Annotated in this window: 17 protein-coding genes; 4 read left to right on the top strand and 13 right to left on the bottom strand. The window is 41.4% G+C overall.

Going from position 1 to position 20,130, the window contains the following annotated elements; genetic code table 11:
• Positions 1–99: 99 nt before the first annotated feature.
• The 10 genes from BUC30_RS13730 to BUC30_RS16365 all read right to left on the bottom strand — a co-directional run bounded on the left by BUC30_RS13730 (position 100) and on the right by BUC30_RS16365 (position 14,255).
• On the bottom strand, positions 100–1,230 hold the full coding sequence (locus BUC30_RS13730; RefSeq protein WP_073442729.1) for a hypothetical protein: 1,131 nt from the start codon (positions 1,228–1,230) through the stop codon (positions 100–102).
• A 156-nt stretch (positions 1,231–1,386) separates the two neighbouring features.
• A complete protein-coding gene (locus tag BUC30_RS13725) occupies positions 1,387–1,890 on the bottom strand; it encodes an NADAR family protein (protein ID WP_073442727.1) in 504 nt (167 codons plus the stop codon).
• Positions 1,891–1,974: 84 nt separating this feature from the next.
• The gene (locus BUC30_RS13720) at positions 1,975–2,859 is read right to left on the bottom strand and encodes a BspA family leucine-rich repeat surface protein (protein WP_073442725.1); all 885 of its coding nucleotides are present in this window, start codon (positions 2,857–2,859) and stop codon (positions 1,975–1,977) included.
• Positions 2,860–2,959: 100 nt separating this feature from the next.
• Positions 2,960–8,233, bottom strand: coding sequence for a BspA family leucine-rich repeat surface protein (locus BUC30_RS16380; protein WP_073442723.1), 5,274 nt, complete (start codon positions 8,231–8,233; stop codon positions 2,960–2,962).
• Positions 8,234–8,411: 178 nt separating this feature from the next.
• Positions 8,412–9,062 (bottom strand): hypothetical protein, encoded by a 651-nt coding sequence (locus BUC30_RS13710; RefSeq protein WP_073442721.1) that lies wholly within the window; start codon positions 9,060–9,062, stop codon positions 8,412–8,414.
• A gap of 123 nt (positions 9,063–9,185) precedes the next feature.
• Positions 9,186–10,313 (bottom strand): hypothetical protein, encoded by a 1,128-nt coding sequence (locus BUC30_RS13705; protein ID WP_073442719.1) that lies wholly within the window; start codon positions 10,311–10,313, stop codon positions 9,186–9,188.
• 171 nt (positions 10,314–10,484) lie between these two features.
• A complete protein-coding gene (locus BUC30_RS13700) occupies positions 10,485–11,177 on the bottom strand; it encodes a sigma-70 RNA polymerase sigma factor region 4 domain-containing protein (RefSeq protein ID WP_073442717.1) in 693 nt (230 codons plus the stop codon).
• A 246-nt stretch (positions 11,178–11,423) separates the two neighbouring features.
• Positions 11,424–11,738 (bottom strand): BspA family leucine-rich repeat surface protein, encoded by a 315-nt coding sequence (locus tag BUC30_RS16375; protein ID WP_244536657.1) that lies wholly within the window; start codon positions 11,736–11,738, stop codon positions 11,424–11,426.
• Positions 11,716–12,171 (bottom strand): BspA family leucine-rich repeat surface protein, encoded by a 456-nt coding sequence (locus BUC30_RS16370; protein ID WP_244536656.1) that lies wholly within the window; start codon positions 12,169–12,171, stop codon positions 11,716–11,718. Before BUC30_RS16370 ends, BUC30_RS16375 begins: the two co-directional genes overlap by 23 nt.
• A gap of 8 nt (positions 12,172–12,179) precedes the next feature.
• Positions 12,180–14,255, bottom strand: coding sequence for a BspA family leucine-rich repeat surface protein (locus BUC30_RS16365; RefSeq protein ID WP_170861548.1), 2,076 nt, complete (start codon positions 14,253–14,255; stop codon positions 12,180–12,182).
• A 148-nt stretch (positions 14,256–14,403) separates the two neighbouring features.
• Between BUC30_RS16365 and BUC30_RS13685 the strand changes: the two genes are divergently transcribed.
• Positions 14,404–15,873: an ATP-binding protein gene (locus BUC30_RS13685; protein WP_211518023.1), complete on the top strand. Its 1,470-nt coding sequence runs from the start codon at positions 14,404–14,406 to the stop codon at positions 15,871–15,873.
• Positions 15,874–16,024: 151 nt separating this feature from the next.
• A complete protein-coding gene (locus BUC30_RS13680; protein WP_073442713.1) occupies positions 16,025–16,771 on the top strand; it encodes a hypothetical protein in 747 nt (248 codons plus the stop codon).
• Between the two features lie 128 nt (positions 16,772–16,899).
• Here BUC30_RS13680 and BUC30_RS13675 read toward each other — a convergent pair whose 3' ends face one another.
• The 3 genes from BUC30_RS13675 to BUC30_RS13665 are packed head-to-tail and all read right to left on the bottom strand — an operon-like array spanning position 16,900 to position 18,300.
• A complete protein-coding gene (locus tag BUC30_RS13675) occupies positions 16,900–17,604 on the bottom strand; it encodes a BspA family leucine-rich repeat surface protein (RefSeq protein WP_073442711.1) in 705 nt (234 codons plus the stop codon).
• A 57-nt stretch (positions 17,605–17,661) separates the two neighbouring features.
• On the bottom strand, positions 17,662–18,102 hold the full coding sequence (locus tag BUC30_RS13670; RefSeq protein ID WP_073442709.1) for a hypothetical protein: 441 nt from the start codon (positions 18,100–18,102) through the stop codon (positions 17,662–17,664).
• A 21-nt stretch (positions 18,103–18,123) separates the two neighbouring features.
• Positions 18,124–18,300: a rubredoxin gene (locus BUC30_RS13665; protein WP_073442707.1), complete on the bottom strand. Its 177-nt coding sequence runs from the start codon at positions 18,298–18,300 to the stop codon at positions 18,124–18,126.
• Positions 18,301–18,466: 166 nt separating this feature from the next.
• Here BUC30_RS13665 and BUC30_RS13660 point away from each other — a divergent pair, with 166 nt between their 5' ends.
• The gene (locus BUC30_RS13660; protein WP_073442705.1) at positions 18,467–19,189 is read left to right on the top strand and encodes a hypothetical protein; all 723 of its coding nucleotides are present in this window, start codon (positions 18,467–18,469) and stop codon (positions 19,187–19,189) included.
• An 18-nt stretch (positions 19,190–19,207) separates the two neighbouring features.
• Entirely contained in the window at positions 19,208–20,086 is an 879-nt protein-coding gene (locus BUC30_RS13655) for a hypothetical protein (RefSeq protein WP_073442703.1), read from the top strand.
• The last annotated feature ends 44 nt before the right edge of the window (positions 20,087–20,130 follow it).

Raw genomic sequence — 20,130 nt, 5'->3', positions numbered from 1 at the left:
AAAATGTAAAAAGTGCGAATAATTACACTTCTAAAAATAACCAAAACCACCGAACCTTATAAAGTACGGTGGCAAAAAAATTTATGATTCCAATAAAGTTCACTGCAAAAGAGCGTCCGAAATTTCCTTAAACACTCTTTCTTTGCGCTCCGCCAATTTGCGTTTGAACTTGTCGCGAGCGTGTCCCAAGATATTATTCTTGTTCACGATTTCGCGGCAACGAGAGTCCATCACATAGAAGACGCTTCCAAGAATCGTGAGGAACTGCTCTGCTTCAAATTTGGTCGGCATGAGTCCGGCCAATTCAAGATTTTTGACCGGTAAATCAGGGAGCCCGCAGTTTGCGCTCCAAGACATCCACGGCCAACCGGAGAGGCGGTAGAATTCCGTCGCACTATCGACATCCAAAACCTCTTCGACCGTGACAGCTGCGACCAGCAAGTACGCGAACATCCCTGTAAACATGAAGTTGCGAATCGGGTTATCGCCAGCAGGGAGTTTCTTGTTCATGAACCTGTCGTGGAATCGGTACTCCAAATTGATAATGGCATAGATGTCATCCACATTACCATTTTCACCAAAATAACGATGCAAGTCGCGTTCAAATTCCCCACTGCGAAGATACAGCAACGGATAGTTTATGGGACAACTTAAATTTTCCCGATCGTAGGTTTTCCACATAGAGTCCCGCCTGTAACGCATATTCCAAATCTCGCCTTCAAAACGGATACGGACCCTAGTAAACACCGGTTCACTTAAATGGTCGCCGCAGTAGATAGCCGGTATCGCGGAGTTCCTCAACCTGTCGTAGATTTTGGCAAACTTTTGACTGAAAAATTGGTGAATTTTGCTAAAGCCTACAAAATTGCTTGTGTAGATGATATCGATTCCCGTCGCCTTGACAAGCGCCGCCGTATCCATGCGCAAAAGTGATGGAGCAAACATAGGGTAATCGCATACAACGTGCCATTTCGCAAGCAGTTCCTCGCCCTCATCGAACAGCGATTTCTGCTCATAGATCATGAACGTCGCCATCGAAGCAAACAATAGACGATGTTCCTTATCCCATTCGTCCCACACCGTCGAGTTCCACCCGACAATCACGCCCTTGGGGGTGTCGTATTCAATCCCCAGCGAGAACCCGGCACAAACCGTAAAGAAACGGTTCAAGTCTATTTCGAAATTATTGTCGGCGTATTCGCCAAGCTTTTGCTCGGTAATTTGGACCATAAAAAAATCTCCTTATCTCAACCTCCATATTATCGGAGCGAGATAAGGAAATGTAAAGAGCCCAAAAGTCGAGAAACTAAAAAATGGCGAAATTTCGCAAAAATCGCCACTTTTCAAATTATTTGTTTGGAAAATATCGGAAAATGGACAGTTGGACTACGGAGAATTCTTTTCTTGGACCAACCGGTCGCGAACCTCGGTGATGACCTTCCCAAGGAGATTGCGCCCCCTCCAGTTTGCAGGGTCATCGATGTTCGGATTGGTCACGGACAACCCGATGCCCCATATTCTATCACGGGGCGAAGCTTCGACAAACGCGTGTCCGTCGAACATCGGATCTAAAAGGCGGTTCTTGCAATCTTCCACCTGGCTGTACTTGGCGTAGTTGATATCAAGCATCACCTGATAACGGACGCTATCCCACTTCTCTTTGTCAAACGGAGTCACCTTGCGGCCCAACTTCTTGGCTTCTACCGGCGTTTGGGCAACTAGGATCTTTTCCTCCATCACCTTGTCGCCGAACAACACAGCCTTTTCCCACATGAACGCCTGTTCATTGCAAAAGAAGGTGTGTCCCTTGTATTCGAACGGAGCATTCCAGAAGTTAGAAAGCCATTCATGGTAAAAGAATACGTGTTTGTCTGTAACTTTGATAGGCATATTTTTTCCTTTGCTAATTGTTGCTTCCATATTATCGGAGCAAGGCAAGGAAATGTAAAGCGAGATGATTCTTAGGGAAAATTGCTAGAGCACGAGATCGTTTATATCTATATAACCCAGTGTATCGGGGTCGTCCCATTCAGAACCATTACCGTCTGAGCACCATGTAGCAAATGTTTTGGCATGTTCTTTGGTAAAGTTTTTTGCATTGTAGAACATTCCGGTTCTATCCACTTTGTCCGCGAACTTCGACTCCCATTGCCTAAGGTCTCCGGCGAAATCGGATTCTGCAAACATTCCCACCATATTAGTTACATTAGATATGTTCCATCCTCTGATATTTCCATTGAATTTTCTGAGAGTTTCATCCGAGCTAAACAAATAGCTCATGTCTTGCACCTTGGACACATCAATGAAATTTAAGTTGCAGTTCAAGCCATCTTTCTCAATTGCATCTTTGATGAGCTTTTCCAAATGGTTACGATCTTCAGCTACAACCTTTTCCTTATCATACCATGCAGGTGGAGTAAGGGAAGAACAAAAAAACATATTTCTCTTATCGGTGAGACTGACTGGATTCCAATTACTGATATCACCGTTAAATTTTGCAAGATTGAACATTTCTACCGTATTAGTTACATTAGAAACATCCCACTGGCTGATGTCGCCATTGAATTGAGCCCCATGAAACATCATCGACATTTCCGTTACATTAGACACATTCCATTGACTGATGTCTCCATTAAAACGAGATCCCATAAACATTCCCGACATATTCGTAACATTGGATACATCCCATTTACTGATATCGCCATTGAATTCTTGGATATGGTAAAACAATTCGCTCATATCCGTTATTTGCGACACGTCAATAAAATTCAAGTCGCAGTTCGGGCCGTCTCTATCAATCATTGCCTTGATGAGTCGTTCAAGTTCTTCGCGGTCCTTGACGGTGAATTTTTCAGACATATTTTTTCCTTTTGTGTATAAATGAAATATTCATTACATATATATATTATTTCAAAAAAAAGGTAAATGCCCTACAGTTTGCAAGGGCATTAACATACTCCTAAAAACCTTTATCTTTATACCACTTTGGCGGATTATCTTCAAGGGGAGAATCATTGAACATTCCTGACATATTGGTCACGTTGGACACATCCCACTGGCTAATGTCTCCATTGAATTCGGATCCTGCAAACATTCCTGACATATTAGTAACATTGGACACATCCCACTGGCTGATGTCGCCGTTGAATTGATCCAATTCATATTCATAACTACTAGAAGTAGTGAATAAGTCACTCATGTCCGTCACTTGCGATACATCGATAAAATTCAGGTCGCAATAATCGCCCTCGTCAGCAATAGCATCTTCAATGAGTTCTATCAGGTGCCTACGGTCGCGGGCAACAATTTTGAACCTCTTATACCATTCTGGCGGATTATCTTCAAGGGGAGAATCAGCGAACATTCTCCGCATATCAGTCACGTTGGACACATCCCACTGGCTGATGTCGCCATTGAATTCGGATCCTGCAAACATTCCTGACATATTAGTAACATTGGACACATCCCACTGGCTTATGTCGCCGTTGAATTGATCCAATTCATATTCATAACTACTAGAAGTAGTGAATAAGTCACTCATGTCCGTCACTTGCGATACATCGATAAAATTCAAGTCGCAACAATAGCCCTCCTCATCATAACAAATAGCTTCTTCAATGAGTTCTATCAGGTGCCTACGGTCGCGGGCAACAATTTTGAACCTCTTATACCATTCTGGCGGATTATCTTCAAGGGGAGAATCAGCGAACATTCTCCGCATATCAGTCACGTTGGACACGTTCCATTTGCTGATATCGCCATTGAAATCGGATTCATTGAACATTGCATACATATTAGTCACGTTAGACACATTCCACTGGCTGATATCGCCGTTGAATCGGGAACTATCGAACATATGTTCCATATTGGTCACATGCGATACATTCCACTGACTGATGTCACCGTTGAATTGGGAACTCCAGAACATATGTTCCATGTTGGTCACATGCGATACATTCCACTTGCTGATATCACCGTTGAATGATGAATGAGAGAACATATGATTCATATTTGTCACATTGGACACGTTCCATTTGCTTATGTCGCCGTTGAATTGGGAATTCCAGAACATGCCTTCCATGTTGGTCACATGCGATACATTCCACTGACTGATGTCGCCGTTGAATTGGGAACTCCAGAACATATGACTCATATCGGTCACGTTGGACACATTCCACTCGCTTATGTCGCCGTTGAATTGGGAATTCCAGAACATATGATTCATATTTGTCACATTGGACACATCCCACTGGCTTATGTCGCCGTTGAATCGGGAACTCAAGAACATCTCAGACATATTTGTCACGTTGGACACATTCCACTTGCTGATATCGCCGTTGAATGATGAATGAGAGAACATATGATTCATATTTGTCACATTGGACACATCCCACTGGCTTATGTCGCCGTTGAATTTGGATAAACAGAACATCTCAGACATATTTGTCACATTGGACACATTCCACTTGCTGATGTCACCATTGAATCGGGAACCATCGAACAAGTTCGACATATCTGTCACACAAGATACATCGATAAAATTTAGGTCGCAGTCACTGCCGTAACTAGCGATAGCGACGTTTACAATCCATTTTAAGTGACCTTTGTCAATTGCAATAAGTTTACTCGACGAATCTTTCGTTGAATCTAAAATCTTTTGCTTCAGATTCTGAATAGCATCCAAATTTTCTTTTGGCTGTTTATCTTCAACATTTCCAAATATTCCATCAACGTTAGCATTGACAGATATATTCCACTTGCTGATATCGCCGTTGAATCGGGAACTCAAGAACATCTCAGACATATTTGTCACATTGGACACATCCCACTGGCTTATGTCGCCGTTGAATTCGGAAAAACAGAACATCTTTGACATATTGGTCACGTTGGACACATCCCACTGACTGATGTCGCCGTTGAATTCGGAACTCCAGAACATATATGACATATCTGTCACGTTGGACACATCCCACTTGCTGATGTCACCGTTGAATGGTGAATGAGAGAACATAAACGACATATCCGTCACACGAGATACATCGATAAAATTCAGGTCACAGTTACTGCCATAGCAAACAATGGCGGCCTTTACAATCTGTTTTAAGTGGTACTTATCATTTGCAACAAGTTTACCCGACGAATCCTTCGCTGAATCTAAAATCTTTTGATATAGGTTCTGAACAGCATCCAAATTATCTTTTGGCTGATTATTTTCAACATTTTCGAATATTTTTTTGACATCTGCTTTGTCAGATATATTCCATTTGCTGATATCTCCGTTGAATTGGGAACCACTGAACAAATACGACATGTCCGTCACATTAGACACGTCCCATTTGCTAATGTCACCGTTGAACTTGGAACTATCGAACATCCGTGACATATCCGTTACATTTGACACATCCCATTTACTGATGTCGCCGTTGAATTTGGAACCGTTGAACATCCATGCCATATTGGTCACATTCGATACATTCCAGTTGCTAATGTCTCCATTGAATTGGGAATGAGAGAACATATATGACATATCTGTCACATGAGAAACATCGACAAAATTTAGGTCACAGTTACTGCCGTAATGAGCAATAGCGGCATTTATAATCTCCTTTAGGTGATCTTTGTCAACCGCGACAAGCTTACCCGTTGAATCTTTTGCTGAATCTAAAATCTTGTGATATTGGTTCTGAACAGCATCCAAATTATCTTTTGGCTGTTTTTTTTCAACACCTTTAAATATTCCAGCAATGTTAGCATTGGCAGATATATTCCACTTGCTTATATCGCCGTTGAATTCGGAAAAACAGAACATCTTGCTCATATCGGTCACATTGGACACGTTCCATTTGCTTATGTCGCCGTTGAATTTAGAGCCCCTGAACAATTCATGCATATCGGTCACATGTGAAACATCAATAAAATTCAGATCGCAATTTTCACCATCATGTCCAACGGCAAGTTCGATGAGTTCAATCAGATGTTCGCGGTCGCGGGCTGTGACTTTGAGATTATACCATTCTGGAGTGCGATTCTCAAGGGGAGAATCACTAAACATATGGATCACATCGGTTTCCTTAGACACGTTCCATTGGCTAATGTCCCCATTGAATTTGGAACTTCTGAACATATTATGCATATCGGTCACGTTGGACACATCCCACTTGCTGATGTCTCCATTGAATTCGGATACGCTGAACATGCATGACATATTGGTTACATTGGATACGTTCCACTTGCTGATGTCTCCGTTGAATTGAGAGTTGCTGAACATAAACGACATATCCGTCACCATGGAAACGTCAATAAAATTCAAGTCACAATTACAGCCATAATAAGCAATAGCAGCATTTATAATATCATTTAAGTGATCTTTATCAACTGCAATAAGCCTACTTGAAGAAGTTTTTGCTGAATCTAATATCTTGTGATATGTACCCCAAACAACATCCAAGTTATCTTTTGACTGATTATTTTGAACACCATTGAATATTCCAATAACATTTGCATTGTCAGATATATTCCACTTGCTGATGTCCCCGTTGAATTGGGAATCGCAGAACATCTCGCTCATATCTGTCACATTGGATACATTCCACTGACTGATGTTACCGGCAAACATGGAATATGCAAACATATAGTCCATCTTTTGGACTTTTGACACATTCCACTTGCTGATGTCACCGTTGAATTTAGAATCATAGAACATCCACGACATATCGGTCACATTGGACACGTTCCACTGACTTATGTTGCCATTGAATTGGGAATTGCAAAACATCGATGACATGTTAGTCACATTGGACACGTTCCACTGACTTATGTCGCCATTGAATTGGGAATTGCAAAACATCGATGACATGTTAGTCACATTGGACACGTTCCACCTGCTGATATCGCCGTTGAACTGGGAGTTGTCTATGTTGTCGTTATATTGGGAGTCAGAAAATATATCCGACAAATCTGTCACTTGAGACACATCTACAAAATTTAGGTCGCAGTTACTGCCATAACGAACAATGGCAGCGTGGACAATTCGTTTTAAATGAGCGTTGTCAACCGCAATAACTCTACCCGACGAATCCTTCGCTGAATCTAAAAATTTTTGATATAGGTTCTGAATAGCATCTAAATTATCTTTTGGCTGATTATTTTCAACTCCTTCAAATATTCCAGCAACGTTAGCATTGGCAGATATGTTCCATTTGCCAATGTCTCCGTTAAACTGGGAACTCTTGAACATTTCTGACATATCGGTCACATTGGACACATCCCACTGACTTATGTCGCCATTGAATTGGGAATTGCTAAACATCGATGACATGTTAGTCACATTGGACACGTTCCATTTGCTGATGTCGCAGTTAAGCTCGGAACCAGAAAACATCCAATGCATATTGGTCACATTGGATACATTCCACTGACAGATGTCGCCGTTGAACTGGGACCAGCTGAACATTGATGACATGTTAGTCACATTAGACACATCCCACTGGCTGATGTCACCGTTGAATTGGGAATTGCTAAACATCGATGACATGTTAGTCACATTGGACACATCCCACTGGCTGATGTCACCGTTGAACAGGGAACCATCGAACAAGTTCGACATATCGGTCACATGAGACACGTCAACAAAATTTAGGTCACAATCACAACCATAACGAGCAATGGCGGCGTTGACAATCCGCTTTAAGTGATCTTTGTCAACCGCAACAAGCCTACCCGACGAATTTTTCAATGAATCTAAAACCTTTTGATACAAGTTCTGAATAGCATCCAAATTATCTTTTGGCTGATTAATTTCAACACCTTCGAATATTTTAGCAACATTAGCATTGACAGATATATTCCATTTGCTAATGTTTCCGTTGAATTGGGAACCACTGAACAAATACGACATGTCCGTCACATTAGACACGTCCCATTTGCTAATGTCACCGTTGAACTTGGAGCTATCGAACATCCGTGACATATCAGTTACATTGGAAACATCCCACTTGCTGATATCTCCATTAAATTTGGATTTGTAGAACATCCATGCCATATTGGTCACATTTGAGACATTCCATCGGCTGATGTCTCCGTTGAATGGGGACCAACTGAACAAATCCGACATGTCCGTCACCTGCGATACGTCGATAAAGTTCAAATCACAATTTGAACCTTCTTGTTCTATGGTTTCTTTGATGAGTTGCTTTAGGTGTTCGCTGTCGCGGGCAATAACTTTTTCTGACATATTTTTCCTTTTGCGTATGAACAACGCAAAATCTTCATTATCTTCTTTATATATACATTATTTGGGTAAAAAAAATGAATCCCTCAAAAATCCATCCATAAAAGGGAGCTGTAGATACAATAAACCCACCCCTATATATCGGAAAAAGGAGTGGGGAGTGTATAATCAAGAAGGAAAGTTACCTTCCGACAACGAATCGTCTTCTCTCGAAATCAAATAGCACCTTGAAATTGCGGAAAAACTCATAGCCGATAATACCATCTACACCGAGATAAACCAAAGTATTTGCTATGGATTCCGTAGGTGGAGCAAAATTCATGCAAACAAACTGATTTCCGACATTAACGCGATGCTCAAAAAGCTTGACTTTGAACAAACTCGGTTCGCCAATGAAAAAATCGTCAATTTCGCCAACAGGATTTCCTACATTCACATAAGGCGTAAACAAATAACTCGTGCGAGCCCCGGTATCCAAAAGCATACGATGCATCTGCCCGTCGATACTGATTTGAATCGTCGGCCAAAGGTCCCGTAAATCGATTTCGAACCTTGCAATGGGGGATGCGATTTCCGGGATGCCGTTTATAAAGATTTCGTTATTCAAGTAATCTACAAGGATCTTGCGGTGAGACATCGTGTTCATGCCTTTCAGTATCGTAATAGACGAATCTACAAATTCATGAATTTTTGGAAAAATGTGCAAGTGATCGTTCGCAACGTTAATTGTCTGCTGACTACCCGTATCTAACAAAACAACGTCTGAGCCTTCTTTATAGACGATACAACCGTTTTTGATTTCGAAATGGAAGTTTTGAGAGTTGTTGTTCATGAACGCTCCTTTTTTTGACGATGATTTAGATACAATAAACCCACCCCTATATATCGGTAAAGGAGTGGGATGTGTAAAGGGGCAAGGAAATATCAATCCAAATATTTTATTGAATCATCTCCATTAGCTTTTTTGGTGTATTTTTTCAAGCATCTTTTCTATTTTCTTTCGCCTATCAGTAAGGAAAGCTTCCATATTTTCCAAAGTCCCGACAGGTTCAGCCCATTCAAATTTGTCCAAGTCCCATCGAGGATCTTCATTTTTTTTGATTTTAGCATAAGGCGGAACGATGTTGCAAACACCTTTGTATAAAGATTCCGCCTTGCGGAACAACATATTTCTAATAGCACCATTAAAATCAGTCAGTCTGATCAAATTTGTCGGCGTATAAACGGTATTGGACGGACAAGAATATAAACCATAAAATGGCTTTTGAAATTCATGACCGCGACTAAAAATAAACTCATCGGCCATTCTATTTTTTTCTTTTTTGTGGTCAACCAAATGAGCTAAGCTATACCCACCTGGACCAAATTTACTAAACTGTTTTCCTCTAAAAATAAAAGACCATAAATGCTTCGGGTAATCGTTGTCATCTATTCCAATTGCATCTTCAAATTTTGGCATTTCAACATGACCTCGTAAAGCAGAAACTTCCTCACTGCCGGCGGTTCTACGAATACCTGGAAAACAACAAGGAGATTTTTCCCATAAATAGAGCTCCGGGACTATTCCCGCTTCATTAAGATACTCACAAAACATATCTCGGTTTTCTTCATTGTCCCGAACAACGGCTTCAATTATTTCGGGAGACAAGAATCTTAAATATTTAGTTGTCGCCTTTGCGAATTGATAACATTCATCTTCAGCAGGCATATCCCAATCAGGCCATGGACGAGCACGTCTAGCAGCATGCACCACAGCTCGTGCAGCTTGCGCCACAGCCCGCACTTCACGAGCCCCACCATTGCGAAATTCAATATAGCGATTTAATGCAGATCTTAAGGTCGCTGTACCATCATATATATTTTTTTTGATTGGAACACTATGTCTAGCCGGATGCCCAGCACGTTCATCATCTTTTGAATATGAAAGTCGCCTTAACAATTCGGCACATTCATCTTCGTCATAATGTTCATCTATATCGCCCTCATAAGAGCAAATAGTCGAACAGTTTGCTATACGCGAATTAATCGTTCTCTCATCATATCCTGCATTTTCTAGCCATGCTCTAAATTCTTCTTTTTTCATATTATTCCTATCAAAGAATTGTTTCCTTTTAAAACAATTTAACAAAATTAATTGTAAGTTTTTCAACCCATTTTGAAAGGGTTAGTCTTTTTTCCAAGTCGGAAGTTTACCAGCCTCTCCCAAAGCAGAGTTTTTGAACATGTCTTGCATTTCCGTCACATTGGACACATATTACGAATAGCATTCGCTCGAATACGGCTTTTGAATATAATTCTGAGCCTCATCTTGAGCGGAGAGGAAATCCGCAAATTCTTTTTCCAGACCATTTTCTTCGGCGATAAAGCGAATCTTCTTGAAATTTGTATTAATCATCTGACGTGAAATTCCCATAACCTTCGCCATGTCTGTTTGGCTGACATAGCCAAGCTCGTCAAACGTCGCTACATACTTTTTAAAGAATGCTCGAAGCCTTTCATTTCCACTAAGACATTTTTCAATGGAGTTCACGATTTCCGTCATATCATCATCTTGATCTCGGAACTCATAACTATCATAATTCTCACAATAAGAGTTCCTCATCGACATCTCGGTATTAAACGACTTCTCATCCTTAAACGCATACTTGTTCTTCATCGCGAAATACGCAAGAAACGGCACGCTATAATTGGAATCATAAGTTTCGGCAGCCTTAGCCAAGTTAATATAAGAACTACCTAAACGGTAACTCCAGAGTTTTTCGGAATTCAAAAAGTCCTCAGAAAAATCCGGACGAATTTTATAATACTGGTTAAGGGTGACTTTCTTGATAAAATCCACATGCCGGATCCACAGTTCCGACAGAGCGTCAAAATCGCCATTCTGCGTCATGTTCACAAGTTGAACATCGTCAAAATGAGCGTAACTTTCGTTAATTGTATTTACCATATTTTTTCTCCTTATAATTAAAATCCTCATTTTTAAACACGACAAAACGTGTTTTTCAAAAATCCAAGCATGTCAAAAAACAAATAATTCTCACGGAATTATTTTATACAAAATCACAAATACAAAAATTCTATTTCAAATTTTTTATTTATCTACAACAATTTTTATTAAATAAAAAAAAACGCAACCCTTCAAAAACGGGTCGCGTAATATAGTAAATTTCACGTCATTTGTCAAGGGTCGTCACTAGAACGACAGATTCTCCAATTCACCATCATCAGATCGATTAAATTCTTCCTCCTTGACAGAATTTTCTTCGATGTCAAGGTTCTCTCTCTCAAGGCGTTGTTTTTCTTCAATAGCCCTATACCATTCGGGAATTTGCCCATTCAATTCTAAAAGGGAGCCGTTGAACATTCCGACACAAATAACATCATCGGCGACGTTCCATCCGCTGACATCCCCCGTGAATTGCGAATAAGCAAACATATCGGTCAATTCCCAAACATCAGAAACATTCCAGAGTGACACATCGCCATTAAACTGCGAATAGGCAAACATGCCCCCACATCGACACTACAGACGACACATTCCAACGGCTGATATCGCCATTGAACTGAGAATCCTCAAACATGCCCGACATGGATTCGACACAGGACACGTTCCAATTGCTGATGTCGCCATTGAAAACAGAATTTTGGAACATGCCGTCCATATAACAAACTCTCGAAACGTCCCAATCGCTGATGTCTCCATTAAACTGCGAACCGTGAAACATGTCTCGCATTGATTCTACATTGGACACATCCCATTGGCTAATATCACCATTGAAAATACTATTCGCTCCCGCAAACACGCCCTCCATATCTTCAACATTAGAAACATCAATGAAGTTCAGGTCGCAATTAGGGCCATTCTTTTGTATGGACTCATAAACTAACTGTCGGAGGTGATTACGGTCGCGGGCGATGACTTTTTTTCTTTGCAGGTTCATATTTCCCCTTAAAAACAAGATTCTTTATACCAAGCGGGGATTTTGCCAGACGTTTCCAGAGTGGAGCCATAGAACATATCTTCCATTTCCACGACATTGGAAACATCCCAATGGCTGATGTCGCCGTCAAAAGACGAGCCTGCAAACATGCGATTCATACAAGTTACATTCGACACGTTCCATTGGCTGATATCGCCATTGAACTGAGATTTATAGAAGATAGCGCTCATGTCCGTCACGTTCGAGACATCAATCACATTTAAATCGCAGTCGAAGCCGTTCAACTCGATCATCACTTTAATCAATTCCCTTAAATGGGCATTGTCGTTTGCCACAATCTTTCCGTCAGGATTTTTCGCATGTTCAATTCTTCGAAGATTAAACACATTCATCCAATCTTTAACGGCACCGCTCTTTTCAAAGGCCGAATCCTCAAAAAGACCATCGACAAGGCACAAGTCATCAATGTTCCACCCGCTCGTGTCCCTATCAAAAGGAGATGCACAGAACATCCAACGCATATCCCGGACTTTGGACACGTTCCACGAACCAATATCGCCATTAAATTGAGATTCCTGGAACATGCACCTCATATTCTTGACATTCGATACATCCCATTTGCTAATGTCGCCCGTAAAATGAGAAAGCGTGAACATGCAGCACATTTGAGTTACATTCGAGACATTCCACTGACTTATATCACCATTGAATTGAGATTCGCAGAACATCCAACTCATATCCGTCACGTTCGAGACATCCCATTTGCTGATATCACCCGTAAACTTGGAAGACCGAAACATGCCCGCCATATTTTGGACACTCGACACATTCCATCCACTAATATCGCCATTGAATTGAGATTCACAAAACACCTCGCCCATATCCGTAACTTTCGAGACGTTCCATTTACTGATATCGCCATTAAACTTGGATTCAGCGAACATACCGTACATATTCGTGGCGTTCGACACATCCCACTTGCTAACGTCTCCATTGAAACGAGAGCCATAGAACAAGTTGCCCAAATCCGTCACCTGCGACACATCAATACAATTCAAATCGCATTTATTGCCATACAGAAACGTCATCGCCTCAATCAAATCACAAAGATGAGTTCTGTCCCCCGCAATTATTTTCCCAGTTGAATCCTTTGAGCTTTCGATTTTCTTAAGATAACGTAAGCGAAGCCACTCTTTTGCCTTTCCGGACTTTTTAAAGACCGAGCCCGTAAAAATATCTTTTAAAGAACAATCGGCATCAACATTCCATTTGCTGATATCGCCATCGAATTGCGAACGCTTAAACATGCCGGTCATATCCAGCACATTCGAAACATTCCATTCGCTGATGTCACCATTAAATTGTGACCCGCGGAACATGTCATTCATATAAATTACATTAGCCACATTCCATTTGCTGATGTCGCCTGTGAACTTGGATTCGGCAAACGTTCCAAACATCACGCACACATTCGATACATCCCATTCACTGATGTCGCCATAGAAAGGAGATTCAATGAACATCGAAGTCATATCGCTCACCTGCGACACATTCCACTTGCTGATATCGCCATTGAATTTAGAGCGGCCAAACAACCAACTCATATCATGCACGCTCGACACATCCCAACCGCTAATATCGCCCGTGAATTTGGATTCGCTGAACATGTTGGTCATACTAGTCACATGCGACACGTTCCATTTGCCGATGTCGCCATTGAACTTGGATCTGCTGAACATCCAGCCCATATTTTGGACACGCGACACGTCCCAGCCGCTGATGTCGCCCGTAAATTTAGAGCGAGAGAACATGCTGCTCATATCCGTCACGTTCGAAACGTTCCATTTGCTGATGTCGCCATTGAATTTGGACGCGGCAAACATCGCATGCATGTCGGTAACGTGCGACACGTCCCATTGACTAATATCGCCCTTGAATTCAGAATTGCAGAACACGCAGTTCATGTCGGTCACCTGCGACACGTCGATAAAATTCAAGTCGCATTTCGGGCCTTTATTTTCGATAGCTTCTTCGATGAGTTGCACCAAATGGTCGTGGTCGCGCGCAATAATTTTTTCAGGCATGTTCATCAACCTCCTTATTCTTCTATATTATCGTCAATAAGGGCGAAAATGTAAAGAAAAACGCCTAAAAATGCGACACAGACCAAAATGAGCCCCAAAACGGAATGTTCAATTTTGAGCGAAAAACGGCATTTTTCAAAAAAGTCCATTGAAAAAGTCGCGATTTCGACAAAAAGTCGTTGGAAAAAGTCTCAACATATTGCAAAAGTCGCTTGAAAAAGTCTATATTACTATTAAAAGTCACTTAAAAAAATCGCAAAATACTAAAAAAGTCGTTGGAAAAAGTCGCACAGAGACCAAAATGCTGAAGAGAAAAATTGAAAAACAGCTTATGGATTGGAAGAGTTCTCCATCTAGAAAACCCCTCATCATAAAGGGGTGCAGGCAGTGCGGCAAAACCCACTCCGTTTTGGAATTCGCTCGAAAGAACTACCAAAGCGTGGTTTATCTCAATTTTTTCAAAAATCCGGAATATGCACAGATTTTCGAAGGGCCGCTTGACATCGACACACTTACGATGCAAATGGGAGCAACCATTCCCGGTTCAAAATTCCTGCCACACAAGACTATCATCATTCTAGACGAAATTCAAGACGCCCCCAACGCTCGCACCGCTTTAAAGTTTTTCAAAGAAGACGGCAGATACGATGTCGTCGGAACAGGCTCCTTGCTAGGAGTTCAAGGCTACGGAAAAGCCCCCAAATCTATTCCAGTCGGCTCCGAAATGATCATCACGATGTATCCGCTAGACTTCGAGGAATTTCTTTGGGCAAACGACATTCAGGAACCGGTCTTTAAAAAACTCCGCGAATGTTTTGAACAAATCGCACCTGTTCCCGAAGCACTCCATAACAGGATGCACCAGCTTTTACTGCAATACATCGTCGTTGGCGGCATGCCCGAAGTCGTGCAGGAATTCGTGAACACACACCAAATGGATAGCGTGTTCCAACTGCAAGAATCAATCGTCAATTCTTATCGCGACGATATGGTCAAATACGCATCTGATTCAGATAAAGTTCGAATCAAAGAATGCTTCGACTCCATTCCGAACCAACTCGCCAAAGAGAACAAAAAATTCCAATACTCGCTCATCGAAAAAAAAGGAACCGCCAACAAATTCGCAGAATGCCTACAATGGATTGAAGATGCCGGAATTGTAACTCGATGCAACAACCTGCATTTAACAGAGCTCCCGTTAGAAGGCAATGCCGACAAAAGCATTTTCAAAGTTTATATGAACGACATAGGACTGTTCGTCAGCATGCTTGAACAAGGAACGCAAGGTGATATTTTACGTGGAAATCTACTTGGATACAAAGGCGCCATTTTTGAAAACCTTGCCGCAAGCATTCTCTATAAAATGGGAAGAAAACTGTTTTATTTCCGCAAAGATTCTGGTCTAGAAATAGACTTCGTCATCCGTCACAAAGGCGAATGTACCTTATTAGAAGTCAAATCTGAAACAGGCAATGCGAAGAGTGTCAAAACAATCTTGAACCATCCCGAAAAATATCATGTCAATAAGGCTATCAAGTTCGGGAATTACAATGTCGGAAATACGGGCAGCGTATTAACGCTACCACTGTATATGCTGATGTTTGTGGATGAAAGGTAGTGAACATCATTTAAATAACGTTTTTTATTTCCTCTTGAATTTAAATGACATAATTAATCCAATATTTCCCAATAATAAATATATATTTTCGTGTGAGAATACAATTCCGTATTTTACTAAAGCATCTATGCCTATTTCATAAGGAGAAAAAATGCTAAAAACTGGCGATATATTCTATGGACCAGAAGGACTTAAAATGGCTATGCAGGAAAACATCGGAATTAAATTTCCACAAAATGGTTGGATACCGCATGTTCCAATCAGCCCTGATAACCCCAAAGTTAGACATCCAAATATCGGTGCTGCAAAACATATTTTTTACAACATTGATTTTTTCCCAACAGGACGTTGGAATGAATTTGACGGTGTTTCAAAGGCGGAAGCACGGAGTAATTGCCTTAATGCTAAATGGATTCAAGAAAAGACTAAGGTCATTCACGAAATTATCTCTCCGTTAGCAAATACCGAAATGCCAGGAGCAGAACCAAGAAATCATTACGAACCTTTCTTCGATTTAAACGTTTTAAGGGGAAGATTGCCAGACCCGACACAACGTTTAATTTTCGGGCAATTTAGAGGATTGCCAAATTGCGTTCCCAATACATATATATTCCTAGGATTGTATGAATACGATACAAATTACTACAATCTTAGCAACCCTGACAAATATAAAGACGATAAAGATTCTTTCAGAAGGGATCTAAACAATTGCAAAAATGTGAAACCATATAAGATTGATGAAGATTCATTTCCTAAAAAAGAAATTGTAAATGAAATGGATACTAATCTAGTATATCAATCATCCGATAAAGATGGTATACGAGATGGTATACAAGACGGTCTAATTGTATACAAACATCAAGTTTTTACTCGAATTGCTGACCATTGGCCGTTGTAATCTTTAAATTCCTATCATCAAAATCGTTTAATACAAAATCACCTCTGATCACTATCGATCAGAGGTTTCGTTTATATCAAAATCCACCTCCCAGCACGAGAAGCAGCTATTTCGCTTACCATTTTCCTCTAAAACGGCAAATCGTCGTCCAGCTCCTCATCGTGAACCGGGGGGTGGTTCTTTTGCCACTCTTCTTCCAAATTTTTACACCATTCGAGAGGCAGCCCCTTCAACTCCATGAGCGAGCCATAGAACATATCGAACACGCAAACGTCTTTCGAGAAATTCCATCCGCTGAGATCTCCCATGAATCGCGAAAACGAAAACATCTCGATCATCATTTTAACGTTCGAAACGTTCCACTGCGAAATGTCTCCATTAAACTGTGAATGAGCAAACATGTTGCTCATATCGAAAACGGACGATACATCCCAGCGACTAATGTCTCTGTTAAATTGAGAATCTCGGAACATGCATGACATGTTTCCAACGTTTGACACGTTCCAATTTCCAATGTCGCCATTAAACGCCGAACTTTGAAACATATACGACATATCTTGTACTTTTGAGACATTCCAGCCGCTAATGTCTCCATTGAATTGGGAACCGTGGAACATATCGTTCATCGATTCAACGTTCGACACGTCCCAACCGCTGATATCACCATTGAACACGCTGTTCGGTCCGGAGAAAATGCAGTACATATCCGTGACTTGCGATACATCGATAAAATTCAAGTCGCAATTCGGTCCGTACTTTTCGATGGACTCAAAAACGATCTGTCGAAGGTGATCGCGATCGCGGGCAACAATTTTTTCTTTTTGTAAGCTCATATCACTCCTTAAAAATCCTGTGAAAAAAGTCCGAAAACAAATTTAAAAACGGTATTTTTACAAAAGTCCCTTGATTCTCTCGCGAGTTTTCCGCTTGAGTTTGGCGACGGTCTTTTTTACCTTTTCGCGGAGTTTTTTGTCGTCGCGTTCTTTTTGCAGAACCGCCTCGCGCGGGTACTTGGCATTGACCCATTCGATGAATTCCTTGCAAACAGCAATAAAACCGTCCAGGTCATTTTTCTTGACAGAGCGACGGTGGTAACCGTACTCGTTCACCATTTGGTCGAACATTCCATAACCAGTACTTTTATATATATAATTGACGTCGGAGCAGTAGAGTTTTTCTATTTCGTATAGGATTGGCTCCTTGAAACTCCATTGCCTTAATTCGATGAAGCCGATTGCGTACCCGTCACGCGGGTTTATAACAGTATCGCTGCCTATCGTCAGACCTGCCGCCTTTAGTTTTTCTTCTAATTCTTTTCTAGTAATTCTCATTTTTACCCAAAGGTCGTAGACTCAGCCGATATTCTCGAAATCTTCTTTTTCCGCTCCGCAGTGGGGACAAACCCAGTAATCGGGCAATTCATGGAAGGAAGTCCCCGGCAAAGCATCTTCGCCGGCTTCCGGATCCCCGCTTTCGGGGGCGTAAACGTAGTTGCAAATATTGCACTGGTATCTATCGAATTCATCCATAAAATGCTCCTTTGGCCTTCTCTTGTATTATCGTCTAAAAGGCGGCATTTGTCAAAAAATATTTAAAAATCCAACCTCCACCCAAAATAAACTTTCCCGTTTACAATTTCGCCTCCCCGAACGATACATAAAGAGAACCATTCTCCTAAAAGTTCAGTGAGGCCACATGTCTTTTGCAACGCAATCTTTTGCACATTCATTCGCATCTGTCAAGCGGATACTCCTCTGTTCGCTCGCTCTAATCCTTGCCGCCTGCGACCAAGAAGCACCACCGCCTTTGCAATACAAGGAAGCACACCTGGAATTTATCGACTTCCTAAAAACAATCACCATCGCAGAATCCGAATGCAAAAATCAAGGCGAATCCTATTGCGTCCCCTCGATGCGTGTCGGAGCCGAGCCATGGTCCAAAATCCAGTGGTACACGGAATACACCGAAGAAATACCTTACAGCAAAGATCCAATGAAACCATACGGAACAGGCAGAAAGGGCGAAGTTTACCTCAGCGTAGATGGCAAGCCCACGAACTTAGATTTGGACACTGTCCTGAAGCCGCAACCATGGAGCGTCACTGTAACAGGTCCCAACGTCAAGCTGGTCTATCATGTATTTTTATGCTCAAGCTATTTCGTAGAAGACTATGTTGATTTCGGCGAATACCTTGTCAATAAAGGATGGGCGAAACGTGTTGAAGTCCCTCCCCAAGACACAATAAGCGAAATTCCTTGCATAGTAAGCTGGTACAAGATAAAGCTCAAGGGACGGAACCCTATTTGGATGGGAATATTGAACGATTCAGGGAGCACTCTCGGCTTTCAAAGAATCCGTTTTGACTACGAAAAACCCACCGAAAACGATTTTTGGTGCAGAGAGCCAGAAGACGAGTAAAAGCAAACCGGAGCAGACATGGACAGGGAAAATTGGATTGAATTCTTAAACATCATCACGATGGACGACGAGAACATCGAAAAGTTCAAGAAGCTCTATGGCGAAGGTGAACAACATCTTATATGTGATGTTCTGGTGGATACAAAAATATCTTTTTCGACGATTATCCCTGAACCGGCAAAGAACGGGTCAGACAAGAATTGGGTCGATAATTCTCGGCAAGATATATGGTCCTTCAGACATTTTGCTGAAGAGGAAAAGCCCGAACCGGTTGGTCGAGAACTTGAAATCTGGCGATATGAAAACTGGGGAACACCTAGTGATCTTTTGTACGACTCACTTGAAGGGCCGGATATTCGATCATTAGAGGGATTGTTGAAGGGGGAATATGGGTTCTACACTTTTGGAAGGCCTCCCTTTAAAGTCTATGAAAAGATGGCGGCGGATGGCTTGGTGTTTGAAATACGTTGGTGGTGTGATCAAGCCTATGACGAGTGGTTTACAGGTAAAGGTCAGGTTGAAAAAGGTCGCTTTCAGTACCATGTCGGACCGATGACTGGTGACGAAAACCTTCAAATGCAGTTGGTAGCCCATGATTTTTTAGATTGTTCAGAAGAAGATACTGATAATCAAAAGAGAATTGTCGTGAAAAATCGTGAACATCTTGACCAACTCCTTAAGGAACTGCAAAGATATGTCAAAACAAATTTGTATATGCAAAGGAAAATTATTGAGGAAAATACAATTACCCTGAGCAATGTTCTAGACCTGAATTTTTTAGACGTTTCTAATGTGACCGACTTGAGCAATCTTTCTGAATACCTCGATGTTTCCCCATTCCCCGACAATGGATGGTTCTGCAAAATCAAACTGGACACCAGCAAATGGAAAAAATGACGCCACAACCCAAAGATACGCCTACCGTCGTTGTAACGACCCGT

It is taken from the genome of Fibrobacter sp. UWB7 (genome assembly GCF_900142945.1).
Classification (GTDB): Bacteria; Fibrobacterota; Fibrobacteria; order Fibrobacterales; family Fibrobacteraceae; genus Fibrobacter.
Note: the sequence above shows the minus strand (reverse complement) of the source record. Positions and strands in the feature narration are given on the sequence as shown.

What these genes read in the sequence shown, in the direction of transcription:
- BUC30_RS13730 (WP_073442729.1), bottom strand. Translation starts at nt 1,230, where the DNA reads ATGGTCCAAATTACCGAGCAAAAGCTTGGCGAATACGCCGACAATAAT.
- BUC30_RS13725 (WP_073442727.1), bottom strand. Translation starts at nt 1,890, where the DNA reads ATGCCTATCAAAGTTACAGACAAACACGTATTCTTTTACCATGAATGG.
- BUC30_RS13720 (WP_073442725.1), bottom strand. Translation starts at nt 2,859, where the DNA reads ATGTCTGAAAAATTCACCGTCAAGGACCGCGAAGAACTTGAACGACTC.
- BUC30_RS16380 (WP_073442723.1), bottom strand. Translation starts at nt 8,233, where the DNA reads ATGTCAGAAAAAGTTATTGCCCGCGACAGCGAACACCTAAAGCAACTC.
- BUC30_RS13710 (WP_073442721.1), bottom strand. Translation starts at nt 9,062, where the DNA reads ATGAACAACAACTCTCAAAACTTCCATTTCGAAATCAAAAACGGTTGT.
- BUC30_RS13705 (WP_073442719.1), bottom strand. Translation starts at nt 10,313, where the DNA reads ATGAAAAAAGAAGAATTTAGAGCATGGCTAGAAAATGCAGGATATGAT.
- BUC30_RS13700 (WP_073442717.1), bottom strand. Translation starts at nt 11,177, where the DNA reads ATGGTAAATACAATTAACGAAAGTTACGCTCATTTTGACGATGTTCAA.
- BUC30_RS16375 (WP_244536657.1), bottom strand. Translation starts at nt 11,738, where the DNA reads ATGTTTGCCTATTCGCAGTTTAATGGCGATGTGTCACTCTGGAATGTT.
- BUC30_RS16370 (WP_244536656.1), bottom strand. Translation starts at nt 12,171, where the DNA reads ATGAACCTGCAAAGAAAAAAAGTCATCGCCCGCGACCGTAATCACCTC.
- BUC30_RS16365 (WP_170861548.1), bottom strand. Translation starts at nt 14,255, where the DNA reads ATGCCTGAAAAAATTATTGCGCGCGACCACGACCATTTGGTGCAACTC.
- BUC30_RS13680 (WP_073442713.1), top strand. Translation starts at nt 16,025, where the DNA reads ATGCTAAAAACTGGCGATATATTCTATGGACCAGAAGGACTTAAAATG.
- BUC30_RS13675 (WP_073442711.1), bottom strand. Translation starts at nt 17,604, where the DNA reads ATGAGCTTACAAAAAGAAAAAATTGTTGCCCGCGATCGCGATCACCTT.
- BUC30_RS13670 (WP_073442709.1), bottom strand. Translation starts at nt 18,102, where the DNA reads ATGAGAATTACTAGAAAAGAATTAGAAGAAAAACTAAAGGCGGCAGGT.
- BUC30_RS13665 (WP_073442707.1), bottom strand. Translation starts at nt 18,300, where the DNA reads ATGGATGAATTCGATAGATACCAGTGCAATATTTGCAACTACGTTTAC.
- BUC30_RS13660 (WP_073442705.1), top strand. Translation starts at nt 18,467, where the DNA reads ATGTCTTTTGCAACGCAATCTTTTGCACATTCATTCGCATCTGTCAAG.
- BUC30_RS13655 (WP_073442703.1), top strand. Translation starts at nt 19,208, where the DNA reads ATGGACAGGGAAAATTGGATTGAATTCTTAAACATCATCACGATGGAC.